Here is a 16,436-nt window from a genome sequence, read left to right as displayed (position 1 = left end):
CAAGATGAGGATGAGTGTCCTGGCGGCAGCGATTACCCTGCTGTATCCATTGGCGATCTGGTTTGGCCACGGCCGCATCGAGCCGCGCTGGCTGGCCGGCCTGCTGCTGCTTGCCGCCATGTCGCGGCTGCCCGCGCTGAAGCTGAGCGGTGTTGCGCGCTGGTCCGTTGCCGGTGCGCTGCTGCTGGTAGCTGCGGCGATCTGGAGCAACCTGCTGCTGCCATTGAAGCTCTACCCGGTGCTGGTGAACGCCGCGCTGCTGGCCGGTTTCGCCTATAGCCTGGGCACGCCGATGTCCGCCGTCGAGCGCATGGCCCGCCTGCGCGGCGAGGACTTTCCTCCGGTGGCACAAGCCTATATGCGCAAGGTGACGCAAGTCTGGTGCGGCTTTTTTGTGGTCAATGGCGCGCTTGCCCTTGGCACCGCACTGTGGGCGCCGGAAGCCGTCTGGTCGCTGTACACCGGTGTGATTTCCTATGCGCTGATGGCGCTGTTGTTCGGCGCAGAGTACCTGGTGCGCCTGCGTTTCAGGCGCTTGCATAATGTCTGACCGTATTGAAAATCTTTACGCCGCCATTGCGGCGCGCTCCGGCAATGCACTGGCCGGCTGGCGCGCGGGCGAGGGCGTCGACAACGCGCATTTCCTGGCCAGTGTTCGCAGCTGGCACGCGCTACTGAGCGCGCAGGCCGGCAGGAATTTCGCCCTGTTCCTGGAGGACAGCATTGAATTCGGCGCCGCACTGCTGGGCGCCTGGCACGCGGGCAAGACCATCTGGCTGAGCGCGGATACGCTGCCCGTCAGCTGCGCGGCGTTGCGCGGCGCCGTGGATGGCTTCCTCGGCGAGTTTCCGGCGGAGCTGGCTCCGTTGCAAGCCGCGCCTGGCGCGGCAACTGCAGCGGCTGCAGCGGCGCTTGCCGCGCTCGACCCGGACATGCCGGCACTCGTGGTGTTCACCTCCGGCAGCACCGGCGCGGCACAGGCCATTCCAAAGAAGCTGTCGCAGGTCGCCAGCGAAGTGGCGACCCTGGAAGAGCTGTTCGGCGCACGCATCGGCGCCGCCGACGTGCTGGCGACGGTCTCGCACCAGCATATTTACGGCCTGCTGTTCAAGGTGCTGTGGCCCCTGGCCAGCGGGCGCGCCATCCATGCCGCCAGCATCGTCTATCCGGAAGAACTGCTGCCTGCCATGGCAGCCGGACCGTGCATGCTGGTGGCCAGCCCGGCGCACCTGAAACGCCTGCCGGCGCACCTGGACTGGAGCCCTGCCGCAGCCATGCTGCGCGGCGTGTTCTCCTCCGGCGGCCCGTTGGCGGCCGATGCGGCGCTGGCCACCGGCGCACTGCTTGGCCAGGTGCCGACGGAAGTCTACGGCAGTTCCGAGACCGGCGGCATCGCCTGGCGCCGCCGCCGCGACGTCGGCGATGACGCATGGCAGCCGTTCCCGACGGTGGCATGGCGCATCAACGAAGAAGACGGCACGCTGGCGGTACGTTCGCCACACCTTCCCGACGACGACTGGTTCGCGCTGGCCGACCGCGTGGCGGCGACCGGCGGCGGCTTCCGCCTGCTGGGCCGCAGCGACCGCATCGTCAAGATCGAGGAAAAGCGCGTATCGCTCGGCGCGATGGAAGCTGCACTGCTGGCGTCCGGCCTGGCTGCCGAAGCCCGCGTGGCGCTGTGCGAACCGGTGCCGGGCGAGCGCCAGCGCCTGGCCGCTTTCGTGGTGCCTGCTGACAGTGGCCGCGCCTTGCTGGAACAGCAGGGCAAGCAGGCCCTGAACGCCCGCCTGCGCGCAGTGCTGGCCGGCGTGGTGGACGCGGTGGCGTTGCCGCGCCGCTGGCGCTACCTGGAACAGATGCCGGTCAATGCGCAGGGCAAGGTCACCGTGGCCGCCTTGCTGGCATTGCTGGGCGACGAGCGCCCGCGCTTCCCCTTGGTGCGCGAGCTGGCGAACGAAGACGGGCGCGTGCTGCTGGAAATTACGGCCCCGGCGCGCCTGCGGTATTTCGACGGTCACTTCGACGTGGCGCCTATCCTTCCGGGTGTGGTGCAGGTCGATTGGGCGATCCACTATGGCCGCCAGTATTTCGATCTGCCGGCGCAGTTCAAGAGCATGAGCCAGCTCAAGTTCCAGCAGGTGATCGGGCCAGAAAAACCGGTGCAGCTGGAACTGGCGTATGACGCTGCCAAGCATAGCCTGCGTTTCAGCTACAGCTCCGCAGCCGGCCAGCATTCGGGCGGGCGCGTGGCGCTGGGAGGTTGCGATGGCTGATTTCAAGCCTTGCGTCGTGGTGCCGGTATATAACCACGAACACGCCATTGGCACCGTGCTGGAAGGCCTGCTGGTGCACGGCGTGCCCGTGATCCTGGTCGACGACGGCAGTTCAGCCGCCTGTGCGGCGGTGCTCGATGCGCTGGCGGCCCGCCATGGCGAACGCGTGGTGCTGGAACGCCTGCCGCGCAACCAGGGCAAGGGCGCGGCAGTGCTGGCCGGGTTCCGCCGTGCCGGGCAACTCGGCTACAGCCATGCGGTGCAGATCGACGCCGACGGCCAGCACCAGACTGCCGATGTGCCGAAGTTCCTGGCGCAGGCGGCTGCCCACCCGCAAGCCGTGGTGTCGGGCTACCCGATCTACGACGAGTCGGTGCCGAAAGCGCGCCTGTACGGTCGTTACGCCACGCATGTCTGGGTCTGGATTAACACCATCTCGCTGGAAATCAGGGACTCCATGTGCGGCTTCCGCGTCTATCCGGTGGCGGCAGTCAATGCCCTGGCAGCGCGCCAGGCAATCGGTTCGCGCATGAATTTCGACACCGACATCATCGTGCGCCTGTTCTGGGACGGGCTGCGCGTAGTGAACGTTGGGACGCGCGTGTCCTATCCGGTCGACGGCGTGTCGCACTTCCGCGTCTGGCGCGACAACGTGCTGATCACGCGCATGCACACCGTGCTGTTCTTCGGCATGCTGCCGCGCATTCCCAAGCTGCTGGCGCGGAAATGGCGGGCAAATTGAGCGCGCGCGGCTTGCACTGGGCATCCATCAACGAAGTGAGCTTCGTTGCAGGCATGCGCCTGATGTTCTGGATTTTCCGCGTGTTCGGCCGCTGGCCGTTCCGCCTGGTGCTGTATCCGGTGCTGGCCTGGTACGTCATGGCCAAGCCGCTGCCGCGCCGCGCCTCCCGGGAATACCTGCGCCGTGTCGCGGGCCACACGTCCACCGAGCCGGCGGGCGTGATGCGCCATTTCGGCGCTTTCGGCGAGAGCATCCTCGACAAGATGCTGCTGTGGGGCGGCCTGTTCGACTTCAGCTCTGTCGACCTGCACGGCGGCGAGTTGATGACCGATGCGGTGGCGGCGGGACGCGGCGGCCTGCTGGTCTGCGCCCACCTGGGCAACCTGGAACTGTGCCGCGTGCTGTCGCGCCAGCGCCAGGACATCAAGCTGACGGTACTGGTGCATACAAAGCACGCGCAAGCCTTCAACGCCATGCTGGGCCGCCTGAACCCGGAGAGCCAGCTTAACCTGCTGCAGGTGACCGAGATGTCGCCCGCCACGGCGATGCTGCTGTCGGAGCGCGTTGCGCGCGGCGAGTTTGTGGTGATTGCCGGCGACCGCGTTCCCGTCTCGCTCAATCCGCGCGTGGCAGTAGCCGACTTCATCGGCGCCCCCGCGGCGTTCCCTATCGGCCCGCATATGCTGGCCAGCATTCTTCAATGCCCGGTGTACCTGTTGTTCTCGGTGCGCCGGGGCAGCCGTTCGGAAGTGCATTTCGAGCACTTCCGCGACCAGGTGCGCATCCCGCGCCAGGGGCGCGAAGCCGCACTACAAGTGCTGGCCGCCGACTATGCCCGCCGGCTCGAACACCATACCCTGCGCGCGCCGCTGCAGTGGTTCAATTTCTACGATTTCTGGCATTTACCTGGACTGGAACACAACGATGCATCTCGCTGACATCGCCGAACTGAATAACCCGCAGCGCAGCGTGCGTTTCGACCGCAACAACCTGACGATCGAAGACATCGTGGACATCGCGCAAGGGCGCGCCGCCGCCGTGCTGTCGGACGATCCGGAGTTCCGCGCCGCCATTGAACGCGGCGCCGGCTTCCTCGACCGCCTGCTGCGCGAAGACGGCACCATCTATGGCGTGACCACCGGCTACGGCGATTCCTGCACCGTGACGGTCCCGGCGGACCTGGTGCCGGACCTGCCGCACCACCTGTACACCTATCACGGCGTGGGGCTGGGCGAGTACTTCACGCCGGCCCAGAGCCGCGCCATCCTGGCCTCGCGCCTGGCCTCGCTTAGCAAGGGCTTTTCCGGCGTCAGCGTCGAACTGCTGCTGCAGATTACCCGCCTGCTGGACGCCGGCCTGCTGCCGCTGATCCCTTCCGAAGGCTCGGTCGGCGCCTCCGGCGACCTGACCCCGCTGTCCTACCTCGCTGCCGTGCTGTGCGGCGAGCGTGAAGTCTGGCGCAACGGCGAGCAGGTGCCTGCCGCCCAGGCGCTGCAGGAGGCGGGCATCACCCCGCTGCGCCTGCGTCCAAAGGAGGGCCTGGCCATCATGAACGGCACCGCTGTCATGACGGCGCTGGCCTGCCTGGCCTACGACCGGGCCGATTACCTGGCCAGGCTGTGCACGCGCATCACCGCCATGGCGTCGTTCGCGATGGACGGCAATGCCCACCATTTCGACGAAGTGCTGTTCTCGGCCAAGCCGCATCCGGGCATGCAGCGGGTAGCCGCCTGGCTGCGCAGCGACTTGCCGACCGACCAATGGGAACGCAACGGCAAGCGCCTGCAGGACCGCTACTCGATCCGCTGCGCGCCGCACGTGATCGGGGTGCTGGCCGACACCATGCCGATGTTCCGCCAACTGATCGAGAATGAACTGAACAGCGCCAACGACAACCCGCTGGTGGACGTCGAAAACGAACGCATCCTGCACGGCGGCCACTTCTATGGCGGCCACATCGCCTTCGCCATGGACGGCATGAAAAATGCGGTGGCCAACCTGGCCGACCTGCTGGACCGCCAGATGGCGCTGCTGGTCGATGCACGCTACAACCATGGCTTGCCGGCCAACCTGTCCGGTGCGGTGGGTGCCCGGGCGCCGATCAACCACGGCCTGAAGGCGCTGCAGATCAGTGCCTCGGCATGGACGGCGGAAGCGTTGAAAGCGACCATGCCCGCCTCGGTGTTCTCGCGTTCCACCGAATGCCACAACCAGGACAAGGTCAGCATGGGCACCATCGCGGCGCGCGACTGCCTGCGCGTGCTGGAACTCACCGAGCAGGTGGTGGCGGCCTTGCTGGTGACCGTGCGCCAGGCCGTGTGGCTGCGCTGCCGCGACCACCAGGGCGTGCTTCCGGAAAGCCCGCTGGCTGCAATGCAGCAGGCCCTGGCCGCCGACATCGCCCCGGTGGAAGAAGACCGCCGCCTGGAACCGGACCTGCGCCTGATGCTGGAGCGCATCCGCAGCAAGGCATGGGCGCTGTATGCGTAAGCACAAGCAAAGCCGCTGGTTCGCGGAAGTCGAGATCGATGTCCAGTTCTTCGACCTGGACCCGATGGAGATCGTCTGGCACGGCAACTACGTGAAGTACCTGGAAATCGTGCGCTGCGCCTTGCTCGACAAGATCGGCTACAACTATCCGCAGATGAAGGCATCGGGCTACGCCTGGCCGGTCATCGACATGCAACTGCGCTACGTCAGTCCGGCGGTGTTCGGCCAGAAGCTGAAGCTGCGCGCCGACCTGGTCGAGTGGGAAAACCGCATGAAGATCGATTACCTGATCATCGATGCGGCCAGCGGCCAGCGCCTGAACCGCGCCAGCACCACCATGGTTGCCGTCGATATCGCGACGAAGGAGATGTGCTTTGCCTCGCCGCCGGTACTATTTGAGAAACTGGGGATTGAACCAGCATGAAAAAATACCTTGCAACCGTCCTGGCGCTGGCCGCCGCGGGCAGCGCGCAGGCCGCCGTGCCAAGCGCTAAAATCCAGGCAATGCTGGCCAAGCCGGCCGTCATGTGCGGCCGCTTCGACCAGACCAAGCAACTGGCGGGCATGAAAAAGCCGCTGGCGTCGGAAGGGCGCTTCTGCGTCGTCGCCGGCAAGGGCGTGCTATGGCGCACCCTGAAGCCTTTCCCCAACACGCTGCGCCTGACGCGCGAAGAGATCGTGAACTACCAGGGCGAACGCGTGGCCATGCGGCTGGACGCCAAGACCGAGCCGACCGTGCGCATGATTAACAATGTGCTGTTCTCGCTGCTGTCGGGCGACCTGGGCCAGCTCGACACGCTGTTCGACGGCGAGGGCAGCGTGGACGCCAACAGCTGGAACGTGGCGCTCAAGCCGCGCCAGGCTGCACTGGAAAAGGCCATCGGCACCATCAAGCTCGAAGGCGGCGCCTACGTCAGGCAGATCGTGATGAACGAGGCCAGCGGCGACCGCACCACCATCGTGTTCTCCGGCATCCAGACCGGGGACGGCGCGATGAACAAGGAAGAGGCGGCGCTGTTTTGAGGCAAACCCGAAAAATCGCGTGGCTGTGGGCCCTGGTGGCCTGCCTGCTGCTGGGCCATAACGCCACCCTGTGGCTGGTCCAGCGCATCGTGCCGGACACGGACATCATGGCGCTGCTGCCGGTGCAGGAGCGCGACCCGGTGCTGCAGGCTTCGTTCGGCCATATGGTCGACGCGGCGCAGCAGCGCGTGCTGGTCCTGGCCGGCGCCGCCGAATGGGATGATGCGCGCCGTGCCGCCGACGCCTACCAGGGCGTGCTGGCGGCGCGCAAGGATCTGTTCGAAGCCACCCCGATCAACGAGCAGACGCAGAACGACTGGCTTGGCCTGTTCCAGCGCCATCGCCTGGCGCTGCTGACGGCGCAGCAGGAGCAGCAGCTGCGCGAGCAGCCGTCCCAATTCTGGCTGGAATCGGCGCTGGCCAGGCTGTATGCGCCTTTCGGCGGCCCGAAGCTCGGCTCGTGGCAGGATGATCCCTACGGCCTGTTTGCCGGCTGGGTACAGGAGCGCGCCCAGGAAACGCCGGTGCGTCCGCGCGACGGCCACCTGTTCGTCGCCGACGCGCAGCGCCAGTACGTGCTGTTGCCGCTGACCCTGAAGGTTCCCGCGCTGTCGATGACCGCGCAGGAAACCGTGCTGCCCGTGCTGCGGCAGGCCGAAGCGGCGGCGCGCAAGGCAGCCCCGCAAGTGGAGCTGATCCAGGCCGGCGTCATCCTGCACGCCGCCAGCGCCAGCGCCCAGGCCAGCGGCGAGATGTCGACCATCGGCATCGGCTCCCTGGTCGGCATTATCGTGCTGACCTGGTTTACCTTCCGCTCCCTCAAGCCGATCGCGCTGATCCTGCTGTCGATCGGTATCGGCTGCCTGGGCGCATTGTCGGTATGCTGGCTGCTGTTCGGCCGCATCCACCTCCTGACCCTGGTATTTGGCGCCAGCCTGATTGGCGTGGCGCAGGACTACGGGATCTACTTCCTGTGCAACCGCCTCGCAGCCGATGAAAAGCTCGATTCCGTGACGCTGCTCAAGCGGCTGCTGCCGGGCCTTGGCCTGACCTTGCTGGCGGCGGTGATCGGCTACACCGGCCTGGCGTTGACGCCTTTCCCTGGCCTGCGCCAGATGGCGGTGTTCTCGGCGCTGGGCCTGGTGTTTGCGTGGTTGACGGTGGTGTGCTGGTTCCCGGCACTGATCAACGGCCGTACCCTGCGCAGTGGCTGGCTGGTGAAGCATTATGGCGCGGCGCTCGCGCGCTGGCCGGTGTGGCGTGGCAGCCGGGGCACGCTGGCAGCTGCCGTTCTCTTCGCCGTACTGGCCGCCTGGGGCATCAGCCGCTTGGGCGCAAACGACGACATCCGCCTGCTGCAGAATCCCCCCAAGCACCTGGTGGCGGACCAGCTCAAGCTGGGCAAGCTGCTGGATGCGCCGACGCCGGTACAGTATTTCCTGGTGCGCGGCGATTCGGCCGAACAGGTGCTGCAGCGCGAAGAAGAATTGAAAGCGCGCCTGGACCGGCACGTGGCGGCCCGGCGCCTGACGGGCTACCAGGCCATGTCGAACTGGGTGCCGTCGGCACGTACGCAGGCGGCGCGCCGCACGCTGGTCGAACAGAAGCTGCTGGCCGACGACGGCCCGCTGCAAGGCATCGCCGGCCAGGCCGGCGAGGACGAGCAATGGATTGCCGCCACCCGCAAGGCGCTGCTGGCAGCCGGCCAGCCGCTGCTGCTCGACGAATTCCTTGCTTCCCCTGCCAGCGAGCCCTGGCGCCACTTGTGGCTGGGCGAGCGGCAAGGCGCGTACGCCAGCATCGTTGCCTTGCGCGGCATGGACAACAAGGCCGCCCAACAGGTCATGCTGGCTGCCGATGGCCTGCAGGGCGTGCAATGGGTCGACAAGGTGGCCGAGATTTCCTCGGTCCTGGGCCGCTACCGCGCCTACATGGGCTGGGTGGTGCTGGGCGCCTACGCCGTGGTGTTCGTGCTGTTGCTGCACCGCTATCGCAGCCGTACCTGGCGTGTGCTGGCGCCGACTGCGCTGGCCAGCATCGCGACGCTGGCCATGCTTGGCTTTGCATCGCAGAACCTGCAGCTATTCCATGTACTGGCCCTGATGCTGCTGCTTGGCGTGGGCGTGGATTATGGCATCTTCATGCAGGAACACCCGGAGCGCAGCGACCGCACGCCGTGGCTGGCAGTCGGCATGTCGGCCGCCAACACCATCCTGTCGTTTGGCTTGCTGGGACTGAGCGCGACGCCGGCCTTGCAGGCCTTCGGCCTGACGATGCTGCTGGGGACCACGCTGGTCTGGCTGCTGGTTCCGTGTTTTGCTATTGTGAAGGAAATCAGGAATGTTTAACGCGCTTCCGCGCCGCCTTGCCGCCGTCGCCGGCACCTTGCTGCTGGCCGCCTGTGCCGCCACGCCGCCGCAACCGCAGGCTCGCCTTGGCCTGAAGCTGGCGCCCGCTGCTCTGGGCACTTCGCTGAGCGTGCAGCAGCACCTGAAGGTCGAGCGCAACGGCCGCACCGATGACCTGGACGTGGCCTTGCAGGTGGAGCCGGAAGCGGTGGACGTGGTCGGGCTGGCATTCGGCCAGCGCGTGCTGTCGCTGCACTACGACGGCAGGGAACTCACTTCCTGGCGCCATGTGATGCTGCCGGCGCAGGTGCGGGCCGAGGATGTGCTGGAAGATATCCAGCTCACCCTGTGGCCGGCCGATGCCGTGGCGGCAGCCTTGCCTGCCGGCTGGCGGGTGGCCGAGCAGGGGCGCTTGCGCACCCTGTACCTGGACGATGCGCCTGTGATGCAGATCACTTACAGCGACGCGCAGCGCTGGAGTGGCACCGTAGTATTGGAAAACCTGCGCTATCGCTATAAGCTGACGATCCAGTTCGCGGCGAATGCGGACTGAGTGCGAGGGCGAGCAATGTCGAAGATCTACCTGAATGAATGCGGCATCATCTGTGCGCTGGGCGAAGGCCAGGCGCAGGTGAAGGCGCGCCTGTTTGCGGGACAGGCCGGCGTGTCCACAACCGGCCGCTGGTCGAAAGGCCGCGAACTGGCGCTGGGTGAAGTGCCGGGCGAGCTGCCATCGGTGGCGCATTTGCCTGCCCACCTTCGCAGCCGCAACAACGCACTGGCCCTGGCGGCCCTGGCGCAAATCCGCGAGGCGGTGCAGGCGGCCGTCAACCGTTATGGTGCGGGACGCGTCGGCGTGGTGCTCGGCACCAGCACTTCCGGCATCGGCGAGACCGAACAGGCGCTGGCGCACCACGTGGCGCACGGCGCACTGCCTCCAGAATTCAGCTACCGTGCGCAGGAAATGGGCTCGCCGGCCGAACTGCTGGCCTTGGAGCTGGGCCTGGAAGGCCCGGCCTACGTGCATTCAACAGCCTGCTCGTCGGCCGCCAAGGCGATGGCAAGTGCCGCGCGCATGATCCGCATGGGCCTGTGCGATGCGGTGGTGACCGGCGGCGCCGACTCGCTGTGCGCCTTTACCGTGGCGGGCTTCTCGGCGCTGGAATCGGTCAGCCCCGGCCAGTGCAACCCGATGAGCGCCAACCGGAAGGGGATCAATATCGGCGAAGGCGCGGCCCTGTTCCTGATGGAAGCCATACCTGGCGGCCCGCAAGCCGTTGAGCTGATGGGCTGGGGCGAATCGTCCGACGGCCACCACATCTCCGCGCCCGATCCGGAAGGCGCCGGCGCCCGGTTGGCGTTCGAACAGGCATTGCGCCGAGCGGGCGTGGGTGCGGCCGAGGTGGACTACATCAATATGCACGGTACCGCCACGCCGCAGAACGATGCCATGGAGTCGCGCGTGATCGCGACCCTGTTCGGCGAAGAAGTGCCGGTCAGCTCGACCAAGCCGTTCACCGGCCATACCCTGGGCGCGGCCGCCGCCGTTGAAGCAGCGCTGTGCTGGCTGGCCATGCAGGACGATAACGCGCAGGGGCGGCTGCCGCCGCATTTGTGGGACGGCGCCGCCGATCCTGCATTGCCGGCACTGAACCTGGCGCCGCCGGGCGCTGCGCTGGGCCGGCCGCTGCGCCGGGTGCTGAGCAGCTCTTTCGCGTTCGGCGGTTCGAATGCCGTGCTGCTGCTGGGGAGGCCTGGATGAACATGCCGGACATCCGCCAGCTGGTGCCCCATTCCGGCCAGATGGTATTGCTCGACCGGGTGCTGGAAGCCGACGCTGAGCGCCTGTGCGCCGAAGTGTGCATCCACGAAGCCAGCATCCTGGCGGGCGCCGACGGCGTCGGCTCCTGGGTGGGCATCGAATACATGGCGCAGGCGATTGCCGCGCACGCCGGCTGGCTCGCGCTGCAGCGGGGCGAGGAAGTCAAGGTTGGCTTCCTGCTCGGCTCGCGCAAGTACGAAGCCAATGTCGCCAGCTTTGCGCTGGGAAGCGTGCTGCGGGTGCATGTGCGCCGCGTGCTGCAGTCCGAAAACGGGCTGGGCGCCTTCGAATGCCGCATCGACATCGCGGGCGGGCCGGCCAATGCCGCCGCCGCAACGGTCACGGTATTCCAGCCAGATAATGTCAATCAATTTCTCAAAGATGGAAACGTAGGATGAATCAGAACAAGTCCATGAGCGTGCTGGTGACCGGATCGTCGCGCGGTATCGGCAAGGCGATTGCGCTGCGCCTGGCGCGCGACGGTTACGACGTGGTGCTGCACTGCCGCAGCCAGCGCGCCGAAGCCGAAGCGGTCGCGCAGGAGATCGTGCAACTGGGCCGCGTCGCGCGCGTGCTGCAGTTCGACATCAGCGACCGCGCCGCCACGGCCGCTGCGCTGGAAGCGGACATCGCGCAACACGGCTGCTACTACGGCGTGGTCTGCAACGCCGGCGTGGCGCGCGACAACGCCTTCCCGGCCATGTCGGGCGAGGACTGGGACATTGTCCTGCAAACCAACCTGGATGGCTTCTACAACGTCCTGAACCCGCTGATCATGCCGCTGGTACAGCGCCGCAAGCCGGGCCGCATTGTCACCCTGGCGTCCGTCTCGGGCCTGATCGGCAACCGGGGCCAGGTCAACTACAGCGCCGCCAAGGCCGGCATCATCGGCGCCACCAAGGCCCTGGCGCTGGAACTGGCCAAGCGTTCGATCACCGTCAATTGCGTGGCGCCCGGCCTGATCGAAACCGACATGATCGAGGAAGTGCCGATGGAAGAAGCGCTGAAGATGATCCCGGCGCGCCGCGTCGGCAAGCCGGAAGAGGTGGCGGCCGCGGTCAGCTTCCTGGTCGGCGAAGATGCGGGCTATATCACCCGCCAGGTCATTTCCGTCAACGGAGGCCTGGCATGAGCCGCCGTGTCGCCATCACCGGCATGGCCGGCATCAGCCCGCTGGGCAACGACTGGGCAGCGGTGCGAGAGCGGCTTGGCCAGTTCCGCAATGCCGTGGTACGCATGGAGGAGTGGGAAGACTACGAGGGCCTGAATACCCGCCTGGGCGCACCGGCTGCGCCGTTCGAACTGTCCGCACGCTATAACCGCAAGACCACCCGCAGCATGGGCCGCGTAGCCCTGATGGCAACCCGCGCGACCGAACTGGCGCTGGAAGACGCGGGCCTGCTCGAACACCCTTTGACCAGGAGCGGCGACATGGGCGTGTCGTTCGGTTCGTCCGCCGGCACCCCAAGCGCCATCGGCGATTTCGGCCGCATGATGGAAGAGCGCACCACCAAGGGCATCAACGCCACCACCTACATCAAGATGATGTCGCACACGGCGCCGGTGAATATCGGCGTGTTCTTCGGCCTGACCGGGCGAGTGATCACCACCTCCAGCGCCTGTACCTCGGGCAGCCAGGGCATTGGCTACGCCTACGAGGCGATCAGGAGCGGCAAGCAGGTCGCCATGGTCGCCGGCGGCGCCGAGGAACTGTGCGCCACGGAAGCCGCGGTGTTCGACACCCTGTTCGCCACCAGCGTGCGCAACGACCAGGCGCAAGCGACGCCGCGTCCGTTCGACCGCGCCCGCGATGGCCTGGTGATCGGCGAAGGCGCCGGCTGCCTGATCCTGGAAGACCTGGAGCATGCGGAGGCGCGCGGCGCCACGATCTATGCGGAAGTGGTCGGCTTTGGCACCAATAGCGACGGCTGCCACGTCACGCAGCCCAATGCGGCCACCATGCAGCGCGCCATGGAGCTGGCCCTGCAGGACGCAGGCCTGGAGGCATCGGACATCGGCTACATCAATGCCCACGGCACCGCCACCGCCCAGGGCGACATCGCCGAATCGCATGCCACGCTGGCGGTGTTCGGCGGCGCCATTCCGATCAGTTCGTTGAAGAGCTATATGGGCCATACGCTGGGTGCCTGCGGTGCGCTGGAAGCATGGATCAGCATCGAGATGATGCGCGAGGGCTGGTTCGCGCCGACCATCAACCTGGAGGAAACCGATCCCGAGTGCGCGGCGCTGGATTACATCGCCGGCACCGGCCGAGAACTCGATTGCGAATACGTGATGTCGAATAATTTTGCTTTCGGCGGCATCAATACCTCGCTGATTTTTAAACGCTACAACAAATAGAAGGAAGACCAGATGAAAAAGATGATTTCTGTAGTAGTGATGGCCGCCGCCGCCATGGCATCGTCGGCAGCTTCGGCTGGCAACGACATGCTGAAGTTTCCGATCGAGGGCGCCATGGCCGCTAACGACGCGCAGGCACGCCTGGGCGATTCGGTCAAGTTCTACTTCGCCGGCCAGCCAACGCCGGCCATCGCTTCCAAGATCATTAGCGACAAGACCAGCCAGCGCACCAACGGTTTTGGCAAGTCGGCTGAAAAGGCATGCAATTACGTCTTCCTGTCCGCCATGCTGCAGTTGCAGAAGCGCGCGCAGGACGTTGGCGCTGATGCCGTGGTCAATATCGTCAGCAATTTCAATAACGTTGAGTTCGCCAGCGCTACCGAGTTCCAATGCGCCGACGGCGCACTGATGGCCGGCGTGGCGCTGAAGGGCGATTTCGTCAAGCTGGCCAGGTAAGGAGAAGCGGCGCATGGCGCGCGGGATGCTGCTTTGGCTGGCCGATGCGGGTGCACTGCCCGAGGCAAGCCTGCAGCGCTACCTCGCATGGCTGACGCCGGGCGAACTGGCGCGCCATGGGCGCTTTGTACGCGAACTGCGCAAGCGCCAGTTTGTCGCCGGGCGGGTGTTGCTGCGGATGGCGCTGGCGCCGCTGCTGGGTGTTCAGCCGCAGCAGGTGCTGCTGGAGGAACGCAACGGGCAGGCGCCGCGGCTGCTGACGCCGGCGCCGGGCGGCGCGACGCCAGGCTTCAGCATTTCCCACAGCGGCCGCTGGGTGGCCTGTGCCGTCGGCGACCATGCGGTGGGTCTGGACATTGAAATGCGCGATGCCTCCCGCGACCTCGCTGCCTTGGCAAAGCAGGCCTTCGACGCCGATGAAATGGCGCGCTGGCAGCAGATGCAGCGCTGGGATGACGCAGCAAGAATTGAAGGCTTTTATCGGCTCTGGAGCGAAAAGGAAGCGCGCATCAAGCTCGGCTTGGCGGTGGGCGGCCATTGCGTCGTCGTGCCGCACCGGGAGCTGTCGGTGGTGTTATGCAGTGCCGTGCAGCTGGCGAGCGTGCCGCAGCCGGTGCTGGTCGCCTTGCCCTGATCAATGCTCCCACAGCCAGTGCCAGAGGCCGGGCAGGGGCGGGGCGTTTTCCGGGGTGTCGACGGATGAGGCCAGGGCTGCGCGCTCAAGCTCGTCGCGGTTGTCGTAGAAAGGCTTGTCGGCCAGCGGGATCTCCAGCTCGCGCGCAACGTCGAGCAGGATTCCGAGGTATTCCTCGAAATGGCGGGCGGTATGGCTGTTGACGTCGTGGAAGGTGACGACGACGGGCGTGGCGCCGTCGACGGCCGGCATGGCGCCGGCGGCCCAGCGCTTGCGGGTTTCGGCCAGCATGTTGAGCATGTTGGAGCGCTTGTGGAAGCTCATGTTGAAGACGTAGACCACGCCGTCCTTGGCGCTCAGGTCGGTCAGCAGCATGTGCAGGCCATAGGCATGGTAGGACGCCAGCGTATCGGCGTCATAGGCCCAGAACGGCGGGCGCACCAGCTTGGGCACGACGCCGGTTTCTGCCAGCAGGTCGGCGACGCCAAGCTGCAGGGTCGCATCGAGCTTTTCACGGCTCATGAGGCGGTGGTTGGAATGGAAGGTCGTGGCAGAGTGCAGCGCGACCACGTGGCCTTCGGCATGCTCGCGCCGGATCAGCGCGCGGCCCCTGTCGGTGCCGCCGCCGCTCCAGGCACGCGTCTGCGTGAAGAACACGGCCTTGATGTTGTCCTGGTAAGGATTCTTCTCCAGGGTTTCAAGGATGCGCACCGTGGGATTGAAGTAGGGGGCCCAGGCCGGGCCGTCATCGAACGTGAGCAGGAAGCGCACAGGGGCCTGGTCGGCCTGCGCTGCCGCTCCCGGGGGAAGTAGCAGTATTGTTAAGGCAGCAAGCAGCAGGCGCAGGAAAAGCACGGCAAAAGGTCGTCAGGACAGGTCGGCCCGATATTGTACGTGATTTGACCAAGCGTCTCTCGCAGGCCGTTTGTATCAACTTAAACAGAAAAGAATATGAGCGCTAGTTTAGAAGGCATCCAGTCGTCCGGTGAGGTTCACGTTGAAGAGACGGCATTTGGCAAATGGTTTTTGCGTACCGAGACGTGGACCGTGCACGTGCTGGAGCGTGCGCTGAAGGATCTGCAGCGCCTGATGCCGGATGCGCCGGCCAGTTTCGGCGTGGTGGCCGATGTCGGCTGCGGCTTTGGCCGCTCCCTGCCGAAACTGCACCAGCGCTTCGTGCCGCAGCGCCTGATCGGCATGGACATCGACCCGGAGATGCTGCAGCACGCGGCGAAGGAAGTGGCCGCGCATGACATCAAGGCCGAATTCATCTGCTGTTCGAGCTCTAATATCAAGCTGGAAGACAATTCGGTGGACCTGCTGTTCTGCCACCAGACCTTCCACCACCTGGTGGACCAGGAAAACGCGATCCGCGAGTTCTTCCGCGTGCTCAAGCCGGGCGGCGTCCTGCTGTTCGCCGAATCGACCAGGCGTTACATCCATTCCTGGATCATCCGCCTGCTGTTCCGCCATCCGATGGACGTGCAGAAAACCGCGCCTGAATACCTGGCGATGGTGCGTAACGCCGGCTTCAGCGTGCCTGACAGTGCGGTTTCCTACCCCTTCCTGTGGTGGAGCCGCGAGGACCTGGGATTGATGGAGCGCGTGCTGCGCATCAATCCGCCGGCCGAACGCGAGGAAACCCTGATCAACCTGGTGGCGGTCAAGCCTTAGCCTTCCTGCTGCGGCGCTACGCTGCCGCAGTCGCTGCCTTTCCAGCGGGCGGTCACTTCCTGGGTGGCGTGGAAGTCGCCCGCTTGCGGGACCGGGGCGCCATCAGGGCCGGTGACCTTGCCGTCGCCGACCATCTTGAAGCGCCATTCCTTGCTGTTGGCGACGATGTACTCGCCGCTGCCATTGTAGGTGGTCCCTTGCGGGCCAATGCAGGCCGCCTTGAACTTGGCGCCCGAACTGCTGGCCGAGATGATGTCCAGCTTGCAGCCTTGCGCCGACTGCTCCATCTTGCGCTTGATGTCTTCGGTGTCGACGCCTTTGGCCACCTGGGCCGCCGTTAGGCAGGTCCGGGTCCCGCCGGCGTTGCCGCCTTGTCCCATCTGGTCCTGCATCTGCTTGCGCTGTTCAGGCGTCAGGCGCGCCATCATGCGTTCGCGCCCTTTGCGCATCGTTTCCTCTACATTCTGGCCGTTGATCATGGTGACACGGTTTTCTTCCCACAGGCCCGGTGCCAGTTTGAGGGGGATGACTTCAGCGTGGCTGGCCAGGCAAACGGTGGCAAGGCTGGCGGCAAGTGCGTGGATGGTGAACTTCATTCGAGGCTCCTGTGGGG

General features: G+C 66.0%; 18 protein-coding genes. 16 read left to right on the top strand and 2 right to left on the bottom strand.

Annotation, left to right across the window (positions count from 1 at the left end; translation table 11 throughout):
• Nucleotides 1-4 precede the first annotated feature (4 nt).
• From ACN9MY_RS17685 to ACN9MY_RS17615, 15 genes are read left to right on the top strand one after another with little or no spacing between them, the layout of a single operon-like run.
• A complete protein-coding gene (locus ACN9MY_RS17685; RefSeq protein WP_426335874.1) occupies nt 5-550 on the top strand; it encodes a hypothetical protein in 546 nt (181 codons plus the stop codon).
• Nucleotides 543-2,273: an AMP-binding protein gene (locus tag ACN9MY_RS17680; RefSeq protein ID WP_426335873.1), complete on the top strand. Its 1,731-nt coding sequence runs from the start codon at nt 543-545 to the stop codon at nt 2,271-2,273. Before ACN9MY_RS17685 ends, ACN9MY_RS17680 begins: the two co-directional genes overlap by 8 nt.
• Nucleotides 2,266-3,015 carry a glycosyltransferase family 2 protein gene (locus ACN9MY_RS17675; protein WP_426318130.1) on the top strand — a complete coding sequence of 250 codons (750 nt, stop codon included), beginning with the start codon at nt 2,266-2,268 and terminating at the stop codon, nt 3,013-3,015. The genes ACN9MY_RS17680 and ACN9MY_RS17675 overlap by 8 nt, the downstream gene beginning before the upstream one ends.
• Nucleotides 3,000-3,953, top strand: coding sequence for an acyltransferase (locus tag ACN9MY_RS17670; protein WP_426161760.1), 954 nt, complete (start codon nt 3,000-3,002; stop codon nt 3,951-3,953). Before ACN9MY_RS17675 ends, ACN9MY_RS17670 begins: the two co-directional genes overlap by 16 nt.
• On the top strand, nt 3,940-5,505 hold the full coding sequence (locus ACN9MY_RS17665) for an HAL/PAL/TAL family ammonia-lyase (protein WP_426335872.1): 1,566 nt from the start codon (nt 3,940-3,942) through the stop codon (nt 5,503-5,505). The genes ACN9MY_RS17670 and ACN9MY_RS17665 overlap by 14 nt, the downstream gene beginning before the upstream one ends.
• Nucleotides 5,498-5,929 carry an acyl-CoA thioesterase gene (locus tag ACN9MY_RS17660; protein ID WP_426335871.1) on the top strand — a complete coding sequence of 144 codons (432 nt, stop codon included), beginning with the start codon at nt 5,498-5,500 and terminating at the stop codon, nt 5,927-5,929. The genes ACN9MY_RS17665 and ACN9MY_RS17660 overlap by 8 nt, the downstream gene beginning before the upstream one ends.
• Nucleotides 5,926-6,528: an outer membrane lipoprotein carrier protein LolA gene (locus ACN9MY_RS17655; RefSeq protein ID WP_426161757.1), complete on the top strand. Its 603-nt coding sequence runs from the start codon at nt 5,926-5,928 to the stop codon at nt 6,526-6,528. Before ACN9MY_RS17660 ends, ACN9MY_RS17655 begins: the two co-directional genes overlap by 4 nt.
• The gene (locus tag ACN9MY_RS17650) at nt 6,525-8,876 is read left to right on the top strand and encodes an MMPL family transporter (RefSeq protein WP_426161756.1); all 2,352 of its coding nucleotides are present in this window, start codon (nt 6,525-6,527) and stop codon (nt 8,874-8,876) included. Before ACN9MY_RS17655 ends, ACN9MY_RS17650 begins: the two co-directional genes overlap by 4 nt.
• On the top strand, nt 8,869-9,429 hold the full coding sequence (locus ACN9MY_RS17645) for a DUF3261 domain-containing protein (RefSeq protein WP_426161754.1): 561 nt from the start codon (nt 8,869-8,871) through the stop codon (nt 9,427-9,429). Before ACN9MY_RS17650 ends, ACN9MY_RS17645 begins: the two co-directional genes overlap by 8 nt.
• 15 nt (nt 9,430-9,444) lie before the next feature.
• Complete coding sequence (locus ACN9MY_RS17640; protein ID WP_426318126.1) at nt 9,445-10,638, top strand: beta-ketoacyl-ACP synthase; 1,194 nt, start codon at nt 9,445-9,447, stop codon at nt 10,636-10,638.
• The gene (locus ACN9MY_RS17635; protein WP_426318124.1) at nt 10,635-11,096 is read left to right on the top strand and encodes a 3-hydroxylacyl-ACP dehydratase; all 462 of its coding nucleotides are present in this window, start codon (nt 10,635-10,637) and stop codon (nt 11,094-11,096) included. Before ACN9MY_RS17640 ends, ACN9MY_RS17635 begins: the two co-directional genes overlap by 4 nt.
• Nucleotides 11,093-11,830 carry a 3-oxoacyl-ACP reductase FabG gene (fabG, locus tag ACN9MY_RS17630; protein WP_426318122.1) on the top strand — a complete coding sequence of 246 codons (738 nt, stop codon included), beginning with the start codon at nt 11,093-11,095 and terminating at the stop codon, nt 11,828-11,830. Before ACN9MY_RS17635 ends, fabG begins: the two co-directional genes overlap by 4 nt.
• On the top strand, nt 11,827-13,059 hold the full coding sequence (locus ACN9MY_RS17625; RefSeq protein WP_426161749.1) for a beta-ketoacyl-ACP synthase: 1,233 nt from the start codon (nt 11,827-11,829) through the stop codon (nt 13,057-13,059). The genes fabG and ACN9MY_RS17625 overlap by 4 nt, the downstream gene beginning before the upstream one ends.
• A 12-nt stretch (nt 13,060-13,071) precedes the next feature.
• A complete protein-coding gene (locus ACN9MY_RS17620; RefSeq protein WP_426161748.1) occupies nt 13,072-13,515 on the top strand; it encodes an excinuclease ATPase subunit in 444 nt (147 codons plus the stop codon).
• 13 nt (nt 13,516-13,528) lie between these two features.
• On the top strand, nt 13,529-14,149 hold the full coding sequence (locus tag ACN9MY_RS17615) for a 4'-phosphopantetheinyl transferase family protein (RefSeq protein WP_426318119.1): 621 nt from the start codon (nt 13,529-13,531) through the stop codon (nt 14,147-14,149).
• Here the strand turns inward: ACN9MY_RS17615 and ACN9MY_RS17610 are convergent, their stop codons facing one another.
• Nucleotides 14,150-15,004 (bottom strand): polysaccharide deacetylase family protein, encoded by an 855-nt coding sequence (locus tag ACN9MY_RS17610; RefSeq protein WP_426318117.1) that lies wholly within the window; start codon nt 15,002-15,004, stop codon nt 14,150-14,152.
• 96 nt (nt 15,005-15,100) lie between these two features.
• On the opposite strand from ACN9MY_RS17610, the gene ACN9MY_RS17605 reads away from it, so the two are divergent.
• Entirely contained in the window at nt 15,101-15,823 is a 723-nt protein-coding gene (locus tag ACN9MY_RS17605; RefSeq protein WP_426318115.1) for a class I SAM-dependent methyltransferase, read from the top strand.
• Here ACN9MY_RS17605 and ACN9MY_RS17600 read toward each other — a convergent pair.
• Nucleotides 15,820-16,419 carry a DUF3617 family protein gene (locus ACN9MY_RS17600; protein ID WP_426161744.1) on the bottom strand — a complete coding sequence of 200 codons (600 nt, stop codon included), beginning with the start codon at nt 16,417-16,419 and terminating at the stop codon, nt 15,820-15,822. The genes ACN9MY_RS17605 and ACN9MY_RS17600 overlap by 4 nt on opposite strands.
• Between the last annotated feature and the right edge of the window lie 17 nt (nt 16,420-16,436).

It is taken from the genome of Pseudoduganella sp. R-31 (genome assembly GCF_049913235.1).
Lineage (GTDB): Bacteria > Pseudomonadota > Gammaproteobacteria > Burkholderiales > Burkholderiaceae_D > Rugamonas.
The sequence above is the reverse complement of the archived record's forward strand: the minus strand, read 5'-3'. Positions and strand labels throughout refer to the sequence as shown.

What these genes read in the sequence shown, in the direction of transcription:
- ACN9MY_RS17640 (WP_426318126.1), top strand. Translation starts at nt 9,445, where the DNA reads ATGTCGAAGATCTACCTGAATGAATGCGGCATCATCTGTGCGCTGGGC.
- ACN9MY_RS17600 (WP_426161744.1), bottom strand. Translation starts at nt 16,419, where the DNA reads ATGAAGTTCACCATCCACGCACTTGCCGCCAGCCTTGCCACCGTTTGC.
- fabG (WP_426318122.1), top strand. Translation starts at nt 11,093, where the DNA reads ATGAATCAGAACAAGTCCATGAGCGTGCTGGTGACCGGATCGTCGCGC.
- ACN9MY_RS17685 (WP_426335874.1), top strand. Translation starts at nt 5, where the DNA reads ATGAGGATGAGTGTCCTGGCGGCAGCGATTACCCTGCTGTATCCATTG.
- ACN9MY_RS17605 (WP_426318115.1), top strand. Translation starts at nt 15,101, where the DNA reads ATGAGCGCTAGTTTAGAAGGCATCCAGTCGTCCGGTGAGGTTCACGTT.
- ACN9MY_RS17655 (WP_426161757.1), top strand. Translation starts at nt 5,926, where the DNA reads ATGAAAAAATACCTTGCAACCGTCCTGGCGCTGGCCGCCGCGGGCAGC.
- ACN9MY_RS17645 (WP_426161754.1), top strand. Translation starts at nt 8,869, where the DNA reads ATGTTTAACGCGCTTCCGCGCCGCCTTGCCGCCGTCGCCGGCACCTTG.
- ACN9MY_RS17620 (WP_426161748.1), top strand. Translation starts at nt 13,072, where the DNA reads ATGAAAAAGATGATTTCTGTAGTAGTGATGGCCGCCGCCGCCATGGCA.
- ACN9MY_RS17625 (WP_426161749.1), top strand. Translation starts at nt 11,827, where the DNA reads ATGAGCCGCCGTGTCGCCATCACCGGCATGGCCGGCATCAGCCCGCTG.
- ACN9MY_RS17615 (WP_426318119.1), top strand. Translation starts at nt 13,529, where the DNA reads ATGGCGCGCGGGATGCTGCTTTGGCTGGCCGATGCGGGTGCACTGCCC.
- ACN9MY_RS17670 (WP_426161760.1), top strand. Translation starts at nt 3,000, where the DNA reads ATGGCGGGCAAATTGAGCGCGCGCGGCTTGCACTGGGCATCCATCAAC.
- ACN9MY_RS17675 (WP_426318130.1), top strand. Translation starts at nt 2,266, where the DNA reads ATGGCTGATTTCAAGCCTTGCGTCGTGGTGCCGGTATATAACCACGAA.
- ACN9MY_RS17635 (WP_426318124.1), top strand. Translation starts at nt 10,635, where the DNA reads ATGAACATGCCGGACATCCGCCAGCTGGTGCCCCATTCCGGCCAGATG.
- ACN9MY_RS17680 (WP_426335873.1), top strand. Translation starts at nt 543, where the DNA reads ATGTCTGACCGTATTGAAAATCTTTACGCCGCCATTGCGGCGCGCTCC.
- ACN9MY_RS17660 (WP_426335871.1), top strand. Translation starts at nt 5,498, where the DNA reads ATGCGTAAGCACAAGCAAAGCCGCTGGTTCGCGGAAGTCGAGATCGAT.
- ACN9MY_RS17665 (WP_426335872.1), top strand. Translation starts at nt 3,940, where the DNA reads ATGCATCTCGCTGACATCGCCGAACTGAATAACCCGCAGCGCAGCGTG.